The organism is Plantactinospora sp. B24E8 (genome assembly GCF_039871735.1).
Lineage (GTDB): Bacteria > Actinomycetota > Actinomycetes > Mycobacteriales > Micromonosporaceae > Plantactinospora.
Genome location: NZ_JBDPMH010000014.1, coordinates 163642 through 181306 on the forward strand (window position 1 = coordinate 163642; position 17665 = coordinate 181306).

The window sequence follows — 17665 nt, forward strand, 5'->3', positions numbered from 1 at the left end:
CCAGGGGACAGATGGTGAAGACCGGCAGCGACGGAAACCCGTCGGTGTACTCCAGCGGGCTCCCTGGCGACGTGGCGGCGGGCGGGCCGGACAGCGGCAGCTTCGAGCGGGCCGGCCGGGTCGCCCGACCGCACCAGCGGCTCGGTCAACTGGTGCCACGCCGTCCGGCGGGGATCACCGCCAACCAGTGGAACTCGGCCAGCCGGAGCGCCTTCGACTTCGTGGTCTCCGATCCGGACGGCCGGGTGGCGCCGTTCGCGGTCGAGTTCGTCGACCCGGAGACGCAGACCGCTCAGGTCCAGCGCGGCGAGCGGATGAAACTCGCGGTCTGCGAGGCGGTCGGGTTGGAGCTGGTCCGGATCGAGTCGCCGACGCTGCGGCCGGGACCACGGGCCCGTCGGATCGTGGAGTACCTGATCGACGCCAGCGCGTTCCACGCGGTGGCCGGGGATCCGGCCGACGTCGACGATCTGACGTCGACCGCGCCGTTGACCTACCGGGACATCGTCGGTCGGCTGCCGGACGGCCGGAGCGGGCACGTCAACGACCTCGGCGCGGTGGCGAAGGCGGCGGCCGTCGAGGCGTACGTCGACCGGGAACTCGTCGACCCGATCCTGCGTAGCCTGCAGCTCGACTGGAAGGACGGTCCGGCCGAGGGTTGGGCCTGGCTGCAGGTCCGTCCCGGTGGTTACCTCTTCGAGCGGGTCCGGATCTGGCAGCACCGGTTCACCTGCGGCATCGAACCGGCCCGGCTCGCGGAGGACCTCGCCACGATGGCGGTGGGGGAGCGGTTGCGGCTCCGGGAACTTGTCGCGTTCCCGCTGCGGGACCGGGACCGGTTGGCCGCCGAACTCGACGTACTGCGGCGGCGGCGGGATGAACTGGTCAACCCGTACGCCTTCGACCACGTCTCGTTCGAATAGGGCGGGCGTAGGCTGTCGCGGTGGAGCAAGAAGAGCGGATCGCCCTGTTTCTCGACTACGAGAACCTCGCGTTGGGGGCACGTGACCACCTCGGCGGGATGGCCTTCGACTTCCGCCCGATCGCCGACGCCCTCGCCGAGCGCGGCCGGGTGGTGGTCCGCCGGGCGTACGCCGACTGGTCGTTCTTCGACGAGGACCGGCGGATGCTCACCCGCTCGCACGTGGAGCTCATCGAGATACCGCAACGGATGGGCGCCTCCCGCAAGAACGCGGCCGACATCAAGATGGCCGTCGACGCGGTGGAACTGGCGTTCGAGCGGAGCTATCTCTCGACGTTCGTGATCTGCACCGGCGACAGTGACTTCACGCCGCTGGTCCACAAGCTCCGGGAGCTCAACAAGCGGGTCATCGGGGTCGGTGTCGAGCAGTCGACCTCGGCGTTGCTGCCGCCGGCCTGCGACGAGTTCCTCTACTACGACCGGTTGGAGGGCGTGGACGTACCGGCGGCGCGGGGCCGTCGCGGCCGCGCCGTGGCGGCGGCCGGGCCCGAGCGGCGGCCGGCGGAGCCGGAGCGGCAGCCAACGGTGGAGGAGCCGGAGCCCGCGGTGGAGGAGCCGGTCCGGGACGTCGACGCGCTCGCCGTCCTCGTCGCCCAGACCGTCGCCGGTCTGCAGGGCAGCTCCAGCGGGGCGGTGACCGCCTCGACGCTGAAGCGCACCCTGCTGCGCAAGGACCCGACCTTCAGCGAGTCCGACTTCGGGTTCCGGGCCTTCGGTGAACTCCTGCGGCACCTCGCCGACCACAACGTGATCGAGCTGGCGGACGGCCCGGCCAAGGGCGACCCGGAGGTCACCCTGCCCGAGCACGGCGACCGTGAGGTGGCGTTCGCGCTGCTGCGTACCGTGGTGCTCGACGTCGCCGGCGGCGACGGCACGGTGGCCCTGTCCGGGTTGAAGAACCAGCTGCGGCGGGCCCGACCCGAGTTCAGCGAGAAGAAGCTCGGCTACCGCAGCTTCCTGCAGTTCTGCCGGGCGGCCGCCACCGGCGGTGCGGTGCAGCTGGCGTGGAGCCCGGAGGCCGACGACTACCTGCTCACCGCCCACGCCTCCTGACCGACCGGTTCGCCGCTGACCGCCGGTCGACCGAGCCGCTTCACCGCAGCCGGTCGGCGGCGCGCAGCTCGTCGAAGATCACCTGGTCGACCGGGGAGACCCGGTCGCGGTCGGCGTAGCCGAGCCAGACCACCTCGGCGATCTCCGAACTCGGTGTCAGGGTGCCCCGGTAGTCGCCGGTGTAGCAGGTCATCCGGACCCGTACGCCGGCCGGGTGGCCGTGTGCCGGCGCCTCGAAGACCCCGGCGGGCCGGGCGGTCTCGGCCAGGACGGAGACGGTCAACTCCTCCTCGACCTCGCGGAGCAGGGTCTCGATGTCGCTCTCGCCCGGTTCCCGCTTGCCGCCGGGCAGGTAGTAGACGTCCTTGCCCCGCGAACGGGTGCTGAGGATCCGGCCGTCCTCGATCCTGATCCAGGCCACCTTGTCGATCACCCTGGTCATCGTCCCGCCCCTTCTGTCGCGTCTGCGGAAGTCGTCTGTCGTATCGGCGGAAGACAGCATTCCACCTCTCGGCCGTGCCCCGATCACTAGGCTGACCTGCGATGCTAGCCAGGGAACGGGAGGAGGGGTCGGGCGACCTGCGGCCCGACCGGGTGACGCAGGCGGAGATCTTCTTCGACCTGGTCTTCGTCTTCACCCTGACCCAGCTCACCCGGGTGCTGGAGGCGGATCTGACCCTGGGCGGTGCCGGTCGGGTCCTGCTGCTCTTCGGTGTGCTGTGGTGGCTCTACGACGGGTACGTCTGGCTGACCAACCACGTGCCGCCGCGCCCGGCCGTCCGGAGGCTTCTGATCTTCGCCGGTATGGCCGGGTCGCTGATCGCGGCGGTGGGGGTGCCGGAAGCCTTCGGGGACACCGCGCTGGTCTTCGCCGTCGGCCTGCTGGTGGCGACCGCCGTGCACCTGCTGATGTTCCTGCGGTCCGGGGTCCGGTCGGCCATCTACCGGCTGGCGCCGTTCAGTCTCGGCGGGGTGGCGCTGATCATCGGGGCCGCGTTTGTCGACCCGCCGCTGAACTACCTGCTCTGGGTGGCGGCGTTTGTCGTCCAGGCGGTGCTTCCGCAGGTCCTGCCGGCAAACAGTTGGGCCGGCGGCATCCGACAGGTCAACATCGTGGCACCGCACTTCGTCGAACGGCACGGCCTGCTGCTGATCCTGGCGCTCGGCGAGTCGGTCGTGGCGATCGGGATGGGGGTCGAGAGCCGGCACCTCACCTCCGCGACCGTCGGCATGGTCGTGCTGGCATTGGCGCTGCCGGCCGCGTTGTGGTGGAACTACTTCACCGGGATCCGGACGGCCGAACACACCCTGGCCGAGGCCGATCCGGTCCGCCGTACCCGGCTCGCCGAGAAGGCGTACCTCTACGCGCACATTCCGATCGTGCTCGGCATCCTCAGCTCGGCGGCCGCCGTCCACGCGATGGTCAGGCGTCCGGGCGAGCCGGTGGGCTGGTCGGCGGCGATCACCCTGGGCTGCGGGGTAGGGCTCTTCCTGCTCGGTCTCGCCGGGTTCCGGGCTACCCTGCGCATCCGCCCGCCCTCGAGCTGTCTGGTCGCGGCGGCGGTGGTCCTGGCCACGATGCCGGTGGGACGCCTGGTCGACGCCACGCTCGAACTCGGCCTGGTGATCGCCGCGGTCACGGCACTGGCGGTGTTCGACAACGTGCGGACGGGGCCCATCCCACCTCGAGAGCGATAGGAAGGGCCCTCCCGCACGGCTCAGGCCGCGGTGCAGCTCAGTGCCGGTACGGCGTTGCTGCCGGTCCAGGAACCGAGGAAGCCGAACGTGGTGCTGGCGGCCGCGCCGAGGCTGCCGTTGTACCCGGTGTTGCGGGCGGTGACGGCGGATCCGCTGGCGCTGATGGTGGCACCCCAGCTGTTACTGATCTGCTGGCCGTTGGCGAAGGTCCAGTTCACCGTCCAACCGTTGATCGCGGCGTTGCCGGCGGTGACCCGGACGTCGGCCTGGAAGCCACCGGACCAACTGCCGGTCACCGTGTACGTCGCCGAGCAACTCCCGGAGCCGCCGGCCGGCGGGGTGGTGGCCGGCGGGGTGCTGGTCGGCGCCGGGGTGGTCGGCCGGGGAGTCGGCGGGGTGGTCGGATTCGGGTTGCCGCCCGAGCCGCCGAAGGTGACGTCGCTGCACCAGTAGTACGTCTGGTCGGAGTGGCTCGCCTTCCAGATCGTGTAGACCACGTGTCGCCCGGTACGCCCCGGCGCGCTGACGTTGATCGTGTTGGAGACGCCGTTGAGTACCGGGTCGTTCTCCCGGGTGCCGGCGCCCGGGGCGTACCGCCCGGTTTCTCGAACCAGTTCGACGTCGTTCCAGGTAAGCCGCTGGGTGAGCGGGTTGAAGCCCTGCCGGGTCACGTAGATCCGGAAGTAGTCCGCGCCGTGCAGGGCCTGGTCGTGCACGGTGACGCCGAAGTTGCTGCCGACCGGGGTGGCCTGCCAGGCGCCCGGGTTGTCCAGTGCGGCGTACCGTACGCCACCGGTCTGGCCGGCGCTGCAGAGCTGTCCGTTCGGCACCGCCGCCTGGTGGTTGCCGGCGACGCCGTCGCGGTAGAGGCCGTTCCAGTTCCACATGGCGTTCGGGTCGGCCTGCCAGGCCTGCCAGCACATCGGGTCCTCGGTGGCCATCCGGGGGTTCTGGAAGTCGCCGCCCCAGCGCTTCCAGCAGCCGTAGTTGCGGGACGCCGGGTTGATCGTCGAACCGTGTGCTTCGGCGGTGTCGGCGAGGGCGGTGGCGAGCAGGACGATCGCGGCCGCGGCGACCGCGAGGATCCGCAGCAGCGTCGTCGGGACGCGTCGGGCGGGGGTGGGGTGTTGGGCGAATGAGAACATGGGGGCTCCCCAGACGTTGACGAACGATCGGGTACGAACGCGGGAGCTGCCCGGTGCCCCGCACGACCGCCCGGCTCGGCGGCGCTGCCCTGCGCTGAGGTTCACACCTGGCCCACCTGCCTGTCAATAGTTTGGTATGCCAACAAAGAAGTTCGGTCGGCCTGATCGGGCGGTGACCGTCACCGGGTCCCGATAACCTCGACGGGTGTCCATCTCCTCCGCCTGGCGCGACGACCAGACCCTGCCCGCGCCTTTTGATCTCGCCTGGTTGGACACGCTCGCCGTGGTCGCCGAGACGGGCTCGTTCACCCAGGCCGGACTGCGGCTCCACCTGACGCAGTCGGCGGTCTCCCAGCAGGTCGCCGCGCTGGAACGGTGGGCGGGCACGCCGCTGCTGCACCGCCGGCCGGTGGCGCTCACCGACGCCGGGCAACTGGTCCTGGCCCACCACCAGACGCTGCGGGCACGGGTGGGCCGGCTCGGCGAGGACCTCGTCGACCTGCGGCAGGGACTACTGGGGACGGTCCGGATCGCCGCGTTCCTGTCCGCCTGCCGCACCCTCGTCCCGGCCGCGCTGGCCGCGTTCCGCCACGAGACACCCCGGGTGCGGGTGGTGCTGTCCCAGTTGGAGACCGGTCCGGCGCTGACCGCCCTCCGGCACGGCGACGTGGATCTCGCGGTCGTCTTCGGTTACGGCCCCGTGGAGATGGGCACCGAGTTGACCACCACGCCGCTCTACGACGAGCCGGTCGTGCTGGCCGTGCCGGTCGGGCATCCGCTGACCACCGGGCCGGCGGTCGACCTGGCCACCCTCGACCCGGCCGAGGTGATCGTGGCGCCGGACGCCTCCATGCCCTCGGTCCGGTCCGGGTCCGCCGCCCAGGTCCGCTATCTCGGCGACGACTTCTCCGTGCTGCTCGCCCTGGTCGCGGCCGGGCTCGGCGTGGCACCGGTACCCCGGCTGGCCGTCACCCCCTGCCCGGCGGGGGTGGCGCTGGTCCCACTGGCCGGTCCGGAGCAGCCGCGCCGGCGGGTCTGGGCGGTCTGGTCCGCCGGCCCGGAGCAGCGTCCGGCGGTCGCCGCCGCGGTGCGGGCCCTGGTGACCGCAGGCGCTGCCGTCACTCCCGGTGAGAGCCGGCCAGCCGGCGGCGGCCCCTCCGCAAAGCACTCCCAAAACACTCCTATACGGGAAATATAGGTGGCACCGGCAGACTGATCCGGCGCGCCTGCCGTGCGCGTGGTTCCGCATGACCACGGTCGCCCCTCCGACGGGCCCGTGACCGCCCGGCGAAGGGGAGTGGATGAGCAGCGACGGTGACCGGCGGCTGTCGATGGGTCAGGAGGCGCTCTGGTTCCTGTACCGGATGGCGCCGGAGAGCGCGGCCTACAACGTCCTCCTGGCGGTGCGGATCCGGACCGCCGTCGATCCGCCCCGACTCCAACGCGCGCTGACCGCCGTCGCCGAGCGGCACGACGTTCTCCGGTCGACCATCGTGGACCAGGCCGGAACGCCGGTCCGGCGGATCGGCCCGGCGGACCGGGTACGGCTGGTGGTCCGGCCCACCCCCGCCGAGGAGTTCACCACCGCGGCCCGGACGGTGGCGGCGGAGCCGTTCCGGCTGGACCGGGAGGTGCCGCTGCGGGCGGTACTGCTCCGGGACGGGCCCGCCGACGCGGTGCTGGTGCTGGTCACCCACCACATCGCCAGCGACGCCACGTCACAGTGGCTGCTGGCCCGCGACCTGTTCCGGGCGTACGAATCCGACGGCGCGCTCCCGCCACTGCCCGGCGGCGGCTTCGAGGCGGCGGTGGCCGCCGAACGTGCGCTGCTGGACTCCGACCGCCGACCGGTCCTGGAACGCTACTGGCGGGACCTCTGTGCCGGAGTGCCGGCCGCCGAACTCCCCGCCGACCGTCCCCGCCCGGCGACACCGGTGTTCCGGGGCGCCTCGCACACCGTCTGGTTTCCCGACCCACTCGCCGACCGGGTACGGGTCGCCGCCCGGGACTGCGGGGTGACCCCGTTCGCGCTGCTGCTCGGGGCCCTGCAGGCGGTGCTGCACCGCTACACCGGCCTGACGGACTTCCTGATCGGCTGCCCGGTCAGCGTCCGGTTCCGCCGGGAGCTGCGGGACGTGGTCGGTTACCTGGCCAACTCGACGGTGCTGCGGGCCCACTTCGACCGGGAGGCGACCTTCGCGTCCACCGCCCGGGCCGCGTACCGGGAGGTCGCCCAGGCGATGGCGCACGCCGGCTTCCCGTACCCGGCGCTCACCGCGCTGCTCGGGCCGGCCCGGTCCGCGCCGGTCTTCACCGTGGCGGTGACCCTGCTGGCCGCGGACCGGCTCGACCCGCCACTGCCGATGGTCCCGCCCGGCGAGGTCGAGGGCGCCGAGGTCGAGTATGCCGGCCTGCGCCTCGCCCTGCTCGACCTGCCGCAGATGGAGGGTCAGTTCGACGTGCTGGTCGAGTTGCGGACCAGCGGCACCGGTGGGCTCTCCGCCGTGGTCAAGTACGACGCCAACCTGTTCGAGCCGCCGACCGTCGAACGGTTCGCCGCCGCGTACACCCGGTTTGTCGAGGTGGCGGCCGGCGACCCGGACACCCTGGTGAGCAGGACACCGCTGGTCGATCCCGCCGAACTGCGTGCCCTGCTCGCGCTCGGCACCGGTGGGGTGGACTCGTGAGAGAGGTCGGGTCGATGACTGACGCGGTACGGCTGGACGAGGTACGCAAGACGTACGGGCGCGGGGAGAGCGAGGTGGTGGCGTTGGCCGGGGTGACCCGGTCCTTCGTCACCGGGAGCTTCACCGCTGTGATGGGCCCGTCAGGTTCCGGCAAGTCGACCCTGCTGCAGTGCGCGGCCGGGCTGGTCCAGCCCACCGCCGGCCGGGTGACGGTCGGGGGCACCGACCTGACCGGACTGGACGAGACGAAGTTGACGCTGCTGCGACGCCGGCTGATCGGGTTCGTGTTCCAGTCGTTCAACCTGGTGTCGTCACTGACCGCGGCGCAGAACGTGGCGCTGCCGCTGCGTCTCGCCGGTCGCCGACCTGGTCGCGACGAGGTGCGGCAGGCACTGGCCGCGGTGGGGCTGGACGGGCGGGCCGGACACCGGCCGGCCGAACTCTCCGGTGGCCAGCAGCAGCGGGTGGCGATCGCCCGGGCGCTGATCACCCGTCCGGCGGTGGTTTTCGCCGACGAGCCGACCGGCGCGTTGGACACCGCCAGTGGCCAGGACGTGATGCGGCTGCTCAGCGAGACGGTCCGGCAACACGGCCAGACCGTGATCATGGTGACCCACGACCCGGTCGCCGCCGCGTACGCCGACCGGGTCGTCTTTCTCGCCGACGGTCGGCTCGCCGGCGAGCTGGAGCAGCCGACCGCCGACGCGGTCGCTGCCCGGATGTCCCACATCGGGAGGGATCACCGTGAGCGCGAGGAGTGAGCGGTTTTTGCGAGCCCCGCAGTCGCGAACAGCGGTGGGCACCGTGAGCGCGAGGAGTGAGCGGTTTTTGCGAGCCCCGCGGTCGCGAACGGAAGGCGGGGCTCGGTGATCGGGCTGGCGTTGGCGACGCTGCGTGCCGCCTGGACCAGCGTGCTGGGCGCCTTCGTCGCACTCGCCCTCGGTGTCGGCATGATCTCGGCGATCGCGCTGGTCCTGGCGGGCACCCTCTCCGCGCCGCAGCGGGAACCGCAGCGTTTCGCGGCCGCGCCCGTGGTGGTCCGGGGACCGGTGGAGTTGACCGTGCCGGGCGACGCCGCCAGCAACGGCGGTGACGACGAGGAGGATGGGGACGGCCCGCAGTCGGTACGCCGCGCCGACCCGGCCCCGCTGTCGGCGGAGCTGATCGCCCGGGTCGCCGCGGTGAGCCCGGTCGTCGAGGACCGCACCTTCTACGCCCAGCTCGCCGACGGCCCGGCCGACCAGGTCGGACATCCGTGGGCGACGGCGGCGTTCACGCCGTACCAGCTCGCCGCCGGTCGCCCGCCGGCCGCCGACGGCGAGGTGGCCGTCCCGGAGGGCGCCGGCACGGTGGGCCAGCGGGTACGGGTGTTGACCGCCGACGGTCCCCGGGAGTACACCGTCTCCGGGCTGACCCGCCCGGTGGCGTTCGAGTCGGCGGTGTTCTTCACCGACGCCGAGGCGCGGCAGCTCTCGCCGGCGGTGGACGCGCTCGTCGCGACCGGCGCCCCGGACGCGGTCGAGAGCGCGGTGGGACCGGAGGCGGAGGTGCTCACCGGTGCTGAGCGGTGGACCGCCGAGCCGGCCGCCGCCGAGGACCGGCAACGGCTGTTGAACACCCGTACCCTGCTGGGGGTCTCTGGAGGGATCGCCGCCTTTGTCGCGATCTTTGTGGTCGCCTCCACGTTCGCCTTCGTGGTCGCCCAGCGGCGGGGCGAGTTCGCGCTGCTGCGTACCGTCGGGGCGACCCCGGCCCAGGTGCGCCGGATGGTGCTCGCGGAGGCCGGCGCGGTCGGGCTGACCGGCTCCCTCGTCGGCTGCCTGCTCGGGGCGCTGGCCGGGCCGGCGTTGGCGGACCGGCTGATCGCCGACGGCATCGCCCCGGAGTGGTTCTCGGCCGCGCCCACGCCGGCGCCGTTGGCCCTCTCGGTGGTCGTCGGGCTGGGGGTGGCACTCACCGCCGCGTGGACGGCGTCCCGCCGGGCGGGCCGGGTGGCGCCGGTCGAGGCGCTGCGTCAGGCGACTGTGGACGACCGGCCGATGACCCGGGGACGGTGGATCTGGGGGCTGGCCCTGCTCGGCTGCGCTGTCGGTGGCATGGTCTTCGTCGCCCGGGTCCAGCCGTTGATCGCCACGGTACCGGTGATCTACCTGTGGATCCTGATCCTCACGGTGACTGCGGTGGCACTGCTCGCCCCGGCGATCGTCCCACCGTTCACCCGACTGGTCACCCTGCCGCTGGCCTGGCTGCCCGGCGCGACCGGGCTGTTGGCCCGGGAGAACACCCTGGCCGCGGTCCGACGTACCGCCGGCACCGCCGCGCCGGTGCTGCTCACCGTCGGTCTGGCGGTGTCGCTGCTCGGCGCGCTCGACACCATCGACGAGGCCCGGACCAGCGAGCGGGAGCGCCAACTCGCCACCGACCTGGTGCTGCTTCCCGACGGTACGCCGGGGATCAGCCCGGTGCTCGCCGACCGGATCGCGGCGGCGACCGGGGTCGAGGCGGCCGCCCCGGTGCCGCTGACCGTGTACGGCTTCGACAGTGGCAGCCTGCGCGACTACGACGCGGTCGCGGTCGATCCCGCCGCGTTGGCCCGGACGGTGCGACTCGACGTGGTCGACGGCTCGTTCGGTGAGCTGTCCGACCGCACGGTGGTGTTGACCGACGACTGGGAGATCCCGGTCGGGGACTCCGTCGACCTCTGGCTGCCGGACGGCCGGCGCAGCACGCTGCGGGTGGTGGCCCTGGTCGCCACCGGGATCGGCACCCCGGACGCCTATCTCGCGGCGAACCACGCCGTCGGTGGGTTGGCCGACGAGGTGTTGGTGCCGACGGAGGGCGGCGACCCGGCGCAGCTGCGGTCCCGGATCACCACGATCGCCGCCGAGTTCGGTGCCCGGCTCGCCGACCGGAGCGGCTACGTCGGGGCGGGCGGTGGCGGAACACCGCAGGGCAGCACCGCCGGTATCGCGGTGATGCTGGTGGTCACCGCCCTCTACAGCGCGATTGCCATCGTCAACACCATGATCATGGCGGCCGCCGGCCGGGTCCGCGAGTTCGCGGTGCTGCGCCTGACCGGTGCCACGCCCCGCCAGGTGCTCCGGGTCGTCGCCGCCGAGTCGCTGCTGGTGGTGGGGGTCGGTCTGGTGCTGGCGGCCGCCGCCACCGCGGTCAACCTGGCCGGACTGTTCGCCGCGCTGTCCGGTCTGGTCGGGGCGACCCCGGTCCGGGTGCCGTGGCTGCTGGCCGGCGTGCTGCTCGGCGCCAGCACGCTGCTGGTGCTGCTCGGCGCGCTGGTCACGGTCCGGAACACGCTGCGGGGGCCGGCGGTGCAGCTCGTCGCCGCCCGGGAGTGATCCGGCCGTCGGTCGGGGATATAGGGGCGGTATAGCGGGCGCGTCGAGGCTGTGCCCATGCAGACCGGTGCCACACTTCCCCGTCTGTTCGCGCACCAGGCACGGCTCACCCCGGACGCCGTGGCGGTCGTGGACGGTCCGCGCCACCTGACGTACGCCGACGTGGACGTGGGCGCCGATCGGGTGGCGCGGCTGCTGCGTGCCGAGGGGGTCCGGCCGGGCGCCCTGGTCGGCGTCAGCCTCGCCCGCAGCGCCGAGCTGGTGACCACGCTCCTCGGCATCTGGCGGGCGGGCGCGGCGTACGTGCCGCTGGACCCCGGTCATCCACCGGAGCGGGCCGCCTGGGTGCTCGCCGACACCGGGGCCGCCCTGCTGGTGACCGACGGGGCCGGGGTCGACGGGGTACGGATCGTACGGCCGGTGCCGGTGGGCACCGGACCGGCGGTGGCCGACGCGGCCGGGAATGCCCCGGCGGTGCAACCGGGGCCGCACGGTGACGACGTCGCCTACGCGATCTACACCTCCGGTTCCACCGGCCGTCCCAAGGGGGTGCTGATCAGCCATGCCGGCATCGCCAACCGGGTGGGCTGGACGGTCCGCCGGCACGGGCTCGGCGCGGCCGACCGGGTACTGCACAAGACCGCGATGAGCTTCGACGCCGCGGGCTGGGAGATCTTCGCCCCGCTGGTCAGCGGCGGCACCGTCGTCCTGGCCCCGCCGGGTGCCGAGCGGGACCCGGCGCTGCTGGCCCGGGCCGCCGCCGACGGCGAGGTGACCGTCCTGCAGGTGGTGCCGTCGGTGCTGCGGCTGCTGGTGCAGGAGCCGGCACTGGCTGACTGCCGGACGCTGCGGCTGCTCTTCTCGGCCGGCGAACCACTGCACGCCGAGCTCTGCCAACGGCTGCTGGAGCGGGTCAAGCCGGAGGTGTGGAACACGTACGGGCCGACCGAGTGCGCGATCGACGTGACCGCGTACCAGTTCGACCCGGCACAGGCGACCGGGCCGGTGCCGATCGGCCGCCCCATCGACAACCTGCGGGTGCTGGTGCTGGACGACGCCGGTGAACCCGTCCCGATCGGGGTGGTCGGCGAGCTGTACGCCGGCGGTGTCGGCCTCGGGCACGGCTACCTCGGCCGGCCGGACCTGACCGCCGAACGCTTTGTGCCCGACCCGTACGGGCCGCCGGGGTCCCGGCTCTACCGCACCGGCGACCTGGTCCGCTGGCGTGCCGACGGCGCCGTGGAGTACGTCGGCCGGCGCGACCACCAGATCAAGGTCAACGGGGTACGGGTCGAGCCGGGCGAGGTGGAGGCGGCCCTGGTCAGCCATCCGGCGGTCCGGGGTGCGGCGGTCACCGCCGTGCCGGACACCTCCGGCGGCCACCGGCTCGTCGGCTACCTGCTCGGCGAGGTACCGGACGGACTGCGCGGCTTCCTGCGGGAGCGGCTGCCGGAGGCGATGATCCCGGGGATTCTCGTCCCGATGGCCGAGTTCCCGCTCACCACCAGCGGCAAGGTGGACCGGGCCGCCCTCCCGCCGGTGATCGGCGACACCGACGTCCGCCCGCCGTACCTGGCGCCCCGCGACGACGCCGAACGGGCCGTGGCGGCGGCCTGGTCGGCGTTGCTGGACGTGGACCGGATCGGCGCGCACGACGACTTCTTCCAGCTCGGCGGGACGTCGCTGCTGCTGACCCGGCTGCTGGCCCGGCTGCGCGCCGGCACCGGGGTGGAGCTGCCGTTGGCGGAACTGTTCACCGCGTCCACGGTGGAACGCCAGGCGCTGCTGCTGACCCGGTCCGGGCCGGCCGGGCCGCCGGTCGTACCGGTGTCCCGCGACGGCGCGTTGCCGCTCTCGTTCGGCCAGCACCGGCAGTGGTTCCTGGACCGTCTGCAACCGGGCAGCCCGGAGTGGGTGACCCCGCTCTTCGTCCGGCTGCCCGCGACGGTGGACCCGGACCTGGTCCGCCGCGCCCTGGACGTGCTCGGCGGCCGGCACGAGGCGCTGCGCACCCGGTACCCGGACGAGGGCGGTGAACCGCGTCAGGTGCTGGTCGACCCGGCGCCGATCGAGCTGACCGTGGTCGACGCGACCGGCGGGGACCTGGCCGGGTGGTTCGGTCGACAGTTCGGGCGCGGTTTCGACCTGGCCGAGGGGCCGCTGTGGCGGGCCCTGCTGGCGCGGGTCTCCGACACCGATCAGGCGCTGCTGGTCACCATCCACCACATCGCCTGCGACGGCTGGTCCGCGGTGATTCTGGAACGGGAGCTGCGGGAGGTGGTCGACGCGCTGCGTGCCGGTCGGGCGCCGGCGCTGCCCGACCTGCCGGTGCAGTACCCCGATTTCGCCGCCTGGCAGCGCGCCCGGCTGACCGGGCCGGTCCTCGCCGACGAGTTGGCGTACTGGCGTACCGAACTGGCCGGGATAGCGCCGCTGGAGCTGCCCACCGACCGGCCCCGGCCGCCCCGACGCGACCCGGCCGGCGCTTTTGTGTCGTTCACCGTACCGGCGCCGTTGGCGAGGGCGTTGACCGAGTTGGGTCGCGCGCACGGGGCGACCCGGTTCGTCACGCTGCTCACCGCGTTCGCCGCGCTGCTGCGCCGGTACACCGGGCAGCACGACATCGCGGTCGGCTCGCCGGTGGCGGGACGGACCCGGCCGGAGGTGGCCGACGTGGTCGGCTTCTTCCTCAACAACCTGGTCCTGCGCTGCCGGCTGGCCGGCGAGCCGAGCTACCTCGAGGCGCTGGCCCGGGTACGCCACACCGCCCGGTCGGCCTTCGCCCACCAGGAGGCGCCGTTCGAGCGGTTGGTCGACGAGCTGCAGCCGGAGCGGGACCTGTCCCGGACCCCGCTGTACCAGGTCGCCTTCGACCTGCACGACGACGACCTGACGACCGCCCGGACCGCCGACGGCGACCTGGACGCGTTCCTCACCTCCTGGCGGATCGCCAAGACGGACCTGGCGCTGTACCTGAAGCGGCACCCGGACGACTCGCTGACCGGGGCGTTCGAGTACTCGCGGGCGCTGTTCGACCACGCCACGGTGGAGCGGATCGCCGACCACTTCGTCCGGCTGCTGGACCGGGTCACCGCCGCCCCCGACACCCCGCTGACCGAACTGGACCTGTTGACCGCTGCGGAGCGGGCGGTGCTGCTCGCCCCGCCGGTGTGGCCGGCCGCCGCCCCGGAGCGCTGCCTGCACGAGGTCTTCGCGGCGCGGGCGGCGCGGACCCCGGACGCGGTGGCGGTGGTCGCCGACGGGGAGTCGCTGACGTACGCCGAACTGAACGCCCGGGCCAACCGCCTCGCCCACCATCTGCGCTCGCTCGGCGTGGGCCCGGAGAGCCTGGTCGGGGTCTGCCTGGAACGCGGACCCGACCTGGTGCCGACGCTGCTCGGGGTGCTCAAGGCCGGCGCCGGTTACCTGCCGCTGGATCCGGCCCAGCCGGCTGACCGGACCGGCTACCTGGTCCGCGACGCCGGGGCCCGGGTGGTGGTGAGCCGTGGCGACCAGTTGGACCGGCTGGCCGGGGCGGCCCCGGAGACGCTGGTGTTGCTGGACCGGGACGCCGACCTGCTGGCCGGCTGCCCGGAGCACGACCCGCAGACCGGGGTCACCCCGGACAACCTGGTGTACGTCATCTACACCTCGGGTTCGACCGGCCGGCCGAAGGGGGTCTGTCTCAGCCACGCCAACGTGCTGCGCCTGTTCACCGTCACCGAGCCGGCGTTCGACTTCGACGACCGGGACGTCTGGACGCTGTTCCACTCGTACGCCTTCGATTTCTCGGTCTGGGAGCTGTGGGGTGCGCTGCTGTACGGCGGTCGGCTGGTGGTGGTCCCCCGGGAGGTGACCCGCGACCCGGACGCCTTCGTCGACCTGCTCGTCGCGCAGCGGGTGACGGTGCTGAACCAGACCCCGTCGGCGTTCCGGGCGCTGGTCGGGCTGGCCCGCGACGGCGACCCCCGGCTGGACCGGCTGGCGGTGCGGACGGTGGTCTTCGGCGGCGAGCGGCTGGAGGTTGGCGACCTGCTGCCCTGGGCGCGGCGGTTCGGCCTGGACCGACCCGAGCTGGTCAACATGTACGGCATCACCGAGACCACGGTGCACGTCACCTACCACCGGATCACCCCGGTAGACCTGGAGACGCCCCTGGTCAGCCCGGTCGGGGTACCGCTGCCCGACCTGCGGGTGGTGCTGCTGGACGAGTCCGGCCGGCCGGTGCCGGTCGGCGTCCCCGGCGAGATCCACGTCGGCGGTGCCGGGGTGGCCCGCGGCTACCTGCACCGTCCGGAGCTGACCGCGCAACGGTTCGTCCCGGACCCGTACCCGGCGGAGGTCCCCGACCCGGTCGGAACGGGCCGGCTGTACCGCAGCGGTGACCTGGCCCGACGTCGGCCGGACGGCACGCTGGACTTCGTCGGCCGGGCCGACCACCAGGTGAAGATCCGGGGCTACCGGGTGGAGCTCGGCGAGATCGAGGCGGCGCTCGTCGCGCATCCGGCGGTCCGCGAGGCGGTGGTGGTCCTCACCGACGACACCCGGCTGGTCGGCTACTTCGTCCCTGACGGCGAGCTGCCGACCCTGACCGGGCTGCGCGAGCGGCTCGCCGGCGTACTGCCGGACTACATGGTGCCGGCGGCGTTCGTTGCGGTGGAACGGATCCCGCTGACCGTGAACGGGAAGCTCGACCGGCGGGCCCTGCCTGACCCGGACGGGGCGGCGGTCGCCGCCGACGCCGACCACGTGCCACCCCGCAACCCGGTGGAGGAGCGGATCGCCGCCGGCTGGACGGAACTGCTCCGGGTCACCGGGGTGGGTGTGCACGACAACTTCTTTGCCCGGGGCGGGGACTCGATCCTCGCCGTCCGGCTGGCCTCCTGGCTGCAGGAGGAGTTCGACGTGGAACTGACCGTGCGGACGGTGTTCGAGCGGCCGACTGTGGCGCAGCTCGGCACGGCGGTCGAAGAGCTGATCAGAGCGCAGATCGCGGAGCTGTCGGACGCCGAGGTGTCGGCCGCGCAGCACCCGTCGCGGCAGGAGGGGAAGCAGGCATGACCACAGGGGACATCGACGCAGTGCGCACGGCGACGGAGTCGAACGGCGCGGCCGGCGGGCCCGGCGCGGGCACCGGGAACGGCACCACCGGCGGGAGTGGCACCGGGGGCGGCCCGGGACTGGCGGCGGCCCGCGAGGAGCTGCTCCGGGCCCGGCTGGCCGGCCGGTCCATCGGCGGCCGGCGGTCGACGATCGGCCGGGCGGACCGGTCGGGTCCGCTGCCGCTGTCGTACGGACAGCAGCAGATGTGGTTCCTCAACCGGCTGGAGACGAACAGCCCGGAGTACCTGGTCCCGCTCGCGCTGCGACTGCGGGGTCCGCTCGACGTCGACCGGCTCGGCGCGGCCTGGCAGGCACTGCTGGCCCGGCACGAGATCCTGCGCACCCGGTACACGCTCACCGGTCGGGGCGCCGACGAGGCGCCGGTCCAGGTGGTCGACGAGGTCCGGCCGGTCCGCCTCGACGTGGTCGAGGTGCCGGGCGACACCGTCGAGGAGCGGGAGGCGGCCGCGTACCGGCTCGTCGAACAGGACTGCCGTACCCCGTTCGACCTGGCCGAGCAGTGGCCGGTGCGGGCCGGTCTGCTGCGCCTCGCCGACGACGACCACGTCCTGGTCCTCGTCTTCCACCACATCGCCTGCGACGCCTGGTCGCTCGGGGTCGTCGGCCGGGAGCTGGCCCGGTTGTACGCCGGCGGGACGCTGCCGCCGCTGCCCATCCAGTACGCCGACTACGCCGCCTGGGAACGGGCCCGCGACGACCGGCACCTGGACTACTGGCGTACCCGGCTGTCCGGGCTGACCCCGCTGGAGGTGCCGGCCGACCGACCCCGCCCGGCGGTTCGGGACTGGCGTGGCGCGGTGCACTCGTTCGACCTGCCCGAGAGTCTCGCCGGACGGCTGCGCGAACTGGCGTCCCGGCACGACGCCACCCTGTTCATGGTGCTGATGACCGCGTTCCAGGCGCTGCTGTCCCGGTACACCGGGCAGACCGACGTGCCGGTCGGCACCATGGTCTCCGGCCGGTCCCGCCCCGAGCTGCGGGACCTGGTCGGGTACGGGATCAACAGCCTGGTGGTCCGGACCGCGTGGTCCGGTGACCCGACCTTCGTCGAACTGCTCGGCCGGACCCGGGAGGCGGTGCTCGGCGCGTTCGACCACCAGGAGGTGCCGTTCGCCCGGCTGGTGGACGAGCTGCAGCCGGAGCGGGACATGTCCCGGACGCCGCTCTTCCAGGTCGCGCTGACCGTGCAGGGGGCCCGGACGCAGGCGTTCGAGCTGTCGGGTCTGGCGGTGGAGCCGCTGTCGGCGGCCTCGACCGTGTCCCGGTTCGACCTCACCGCGCTCTTCGACGAGCTGCCCGGCGGAGCGCTGCGCGGCCACCTCGAGTACGCGACCGCGCTGTTCGACCCGGCGACCGTCTCCCGGCTGGCCGGGCATCTGACGCGGCTGCTCGCCGGGGTGGCGGAGCGTCCGGAGACACCGGTTTCCGCGCTGGCGCTGCTGGACGCGGAGGAACTCGCCCTGCTGACCCGGCCGCCGGTCCGCACCGTACCCGTCACGGCTCGGGTGCATGAGTTGTTCGAGGCTCAGGTGGTGCGGTCGCCGGGTGCGGTGGCGGTGGTGGCGGGTGGTGTGGAGTTGTCGTATGGGGAGGTGAATGAGCGGGCGAATCGGGTTGCTC

At 73.3% G+C, this 17665-nt stretch carries 11 protein-coding genes; 9 read left to right on the forward strand and 2 right to left on the reverse strand.

From position 1 onward, the window contains the following. Positions 1 to 11 precede the first annotated feature (11 nt). Together ABGB21_RS21250 and ABGB21_RS21255 are read left to right on the forward strand one after the other, a co-directional pair. Positions 12 to 923 carry a DUF2726 domain-containing protein gene (locus tag ABGB21_RS21250; RefSeq protein ID WP_347652563.1) on the forward strand — a complete coding sequence of 304 codons (912 nt, stop codon included), beginning with the start codon at positions 12 to 14 and terminating at the stop codon, positions 921 to 923. A gap of 20 nt (positions 924 to 943) precedes the next feature. Next, positions 944 to 2035: a PIN domain-containing protein gene (locus tag ABGB21_RS21255; protein WP_347652562.1), complete on the forward strand. Its 1092-nt coding sequence runs from the start codon at positions 944 to 946 to the stop codon at positions 2033 to 2035. Between the two features lie 40 nt (positions 2036 to 2075). Here ABGB21_RS21255 and ABGB21_RS21260 read toward each other — a convergent pair whose 3' ends face one another. Further along, positions 2076 to 2477, reverse strand: a complete 402-nt coding sequence (locus tag ABGB21_RS21260) for an NUDIX domain-containing protein (RefSeq protein WP_347652561.1) — start codon at positions 2475 to 2477, stop codon at positions 2076 to 2078. Positions 2478 to 2578: 101 nt separating this feature from the next. Between ABGB21_RS21260 and ABGB21_RS21265 the strand changes: the two genes are divergently transcribed. Continuing rightward, the gene (locus ABGB21_RS21265) at positions 2579 to 3733 is read left to right on the forward strand and encodes a low temperature requirement protein A (protein WP_347652560.1); all 1155 of its coding nucleotides are present in this window, start codon (positions 2579 to 2581) and stop codon (positions 3731 to 3733) included. A gap of 20 nt (positions 3734 to 3753) precedes the next feature. Here ABGB21_RS21265 and ABGB21_RS21270 read toward each other — a convergent pair whose 3' ends face one another. Continuing rightward, a complete protein-coding gene (locus tag ABGB21_RS21270; RefSeq protein WP_347652559.1) occupies positions 3754 to 4878 on the reverse strand; it encodes a lytic polysaccharide monooxygenase in 1125 nt (374 codons plus the stop codon). 205 nt (positions 4879 to 5083) lie between these two features. Here ABGB21_RS21270 and ABGB21_RS21275 point away from each other — a divergent pair, with 205 nt between their 5' ends. The 6 genes from ABGB21_RS21275 to ABGB21_RS21300 all read left to right on the forward strand — a co-directional run. After that, positions 5084 to 6076, forward strand: coding sequence for a LysR family transcriptional regulator (locus tag ABGB21_RS21275; RefSeq protein WP_347652558.1), 993 nt, complete (start codon positions 5084 to 5086; stop codon positions 6074 to 6076). Positions 6077 to 6179: 103 nt separating this feature from the next. Further along, positions 6180 to 7565 carry a condensation domain-containing protein gene (locus tag ABGB21_RS21280; RefSeq protein WP_347652557.1) on the forward strand — a complete coding sequence of 462 codons (1386 nt, stop codon included), beginning with the start codon at positions 6180 to 6182 and terminating at the stop codon, positions 7563 to 7565. A gap of 14 nt (positions 7566 to 7579) precedes the next feature. Continuing rightward, positions 7580 to 8326, forward strand: a complete 747-nt coding sequence (locus tag ABGB21_RS21285; RefSeq protein WP_347652556.1) for an ABC transporter ATP-binding protein — start codon at positions 7580 to 7582, stop codon at positions 8324 to 8326. Positions 8327 to 8431: 105 nt separating this feature from the next. Beyond that, positions 8432 to 10921, forward strand: coding sequence for an ABC transporter permease (locus ABGB21_RS21290; protein WP_347679182.1), 2490 nt, complete (start codon positions 8432 to 8434; stop codon positions 10919 to 10921). Between the two features lie 57 nt (positions 10922 to 10978). Further along, positions 10979 to 15982, forward strand: coding sequence for an amino acid adenylation domain-containing protein (locus ABGB21_RS21295; protein ID WP_347679184.1), 5004 nt, complete (start codon positions 10979 to 10981; stop codon positions 15980 to 15982). Further along, positions 15979 to 17665 (forward strand): condensation domain-containing protein (locus tag ABGB21_RS21300; RefSeq protein WP_347679186.1); only part of this gene is annotated, 1687 nt, incomplete at its 3' end. The genes ABGB21_RS21295 and ABGB21_RS21300, both read left to right, overlap by 4 nt.

Coding starts and splice junctions, on each gene's coding strand:
- ABGB21_RS21250 (WP_347652563.1), top strand. CDS start 12: ATGGTGAAGACCGGCAGCGACGGAAACCCGTCGGTGTACTCCAGCGGG.
- ABGB21_RS21260 (WP_347652561.1), bottom strand. CDS start 2,477: ATGACCAGGGTGATCGACAAGGTGGCCTGGATCAGGATCGAGGACGGC.
- ABGB21_RS21265 (WP_347652560.1), top strand. CDS start 2,579: ATGCTAGCCAGGGAACGGGAGGAGGGGTCGGGCGACCTGCGGCCCGAC.
- ABGB21_RS21270 (WP_347652559.1), bottom strand. CDS start 4,878: ATGTTCTCATTCGCCCAACACCCCACCCCCGCCCGACGCGTCCCGACG.
- ABGB21_RS21280 (WP_347652557.1), top strand. CDS start 6,180: ATGAGCAGCGACGGTGACCGGCGGCTGTCGATGGGTCAGGAGGCGCTC.
- ABGB21_RS21285 (WP_347652556.1), top strand. CDS start 7,580: ATGACTGACGCGGTACGGCTGGACGAGGTACGCAAGACGTACGGGCGC.
- ABGB21_RS21295 (WP_347679184.1), top strand. CDS start 10,979: ATGCAGACCGGTGCCACACTTCCCCGTCTGTTCGCGCACCAGGCACGG.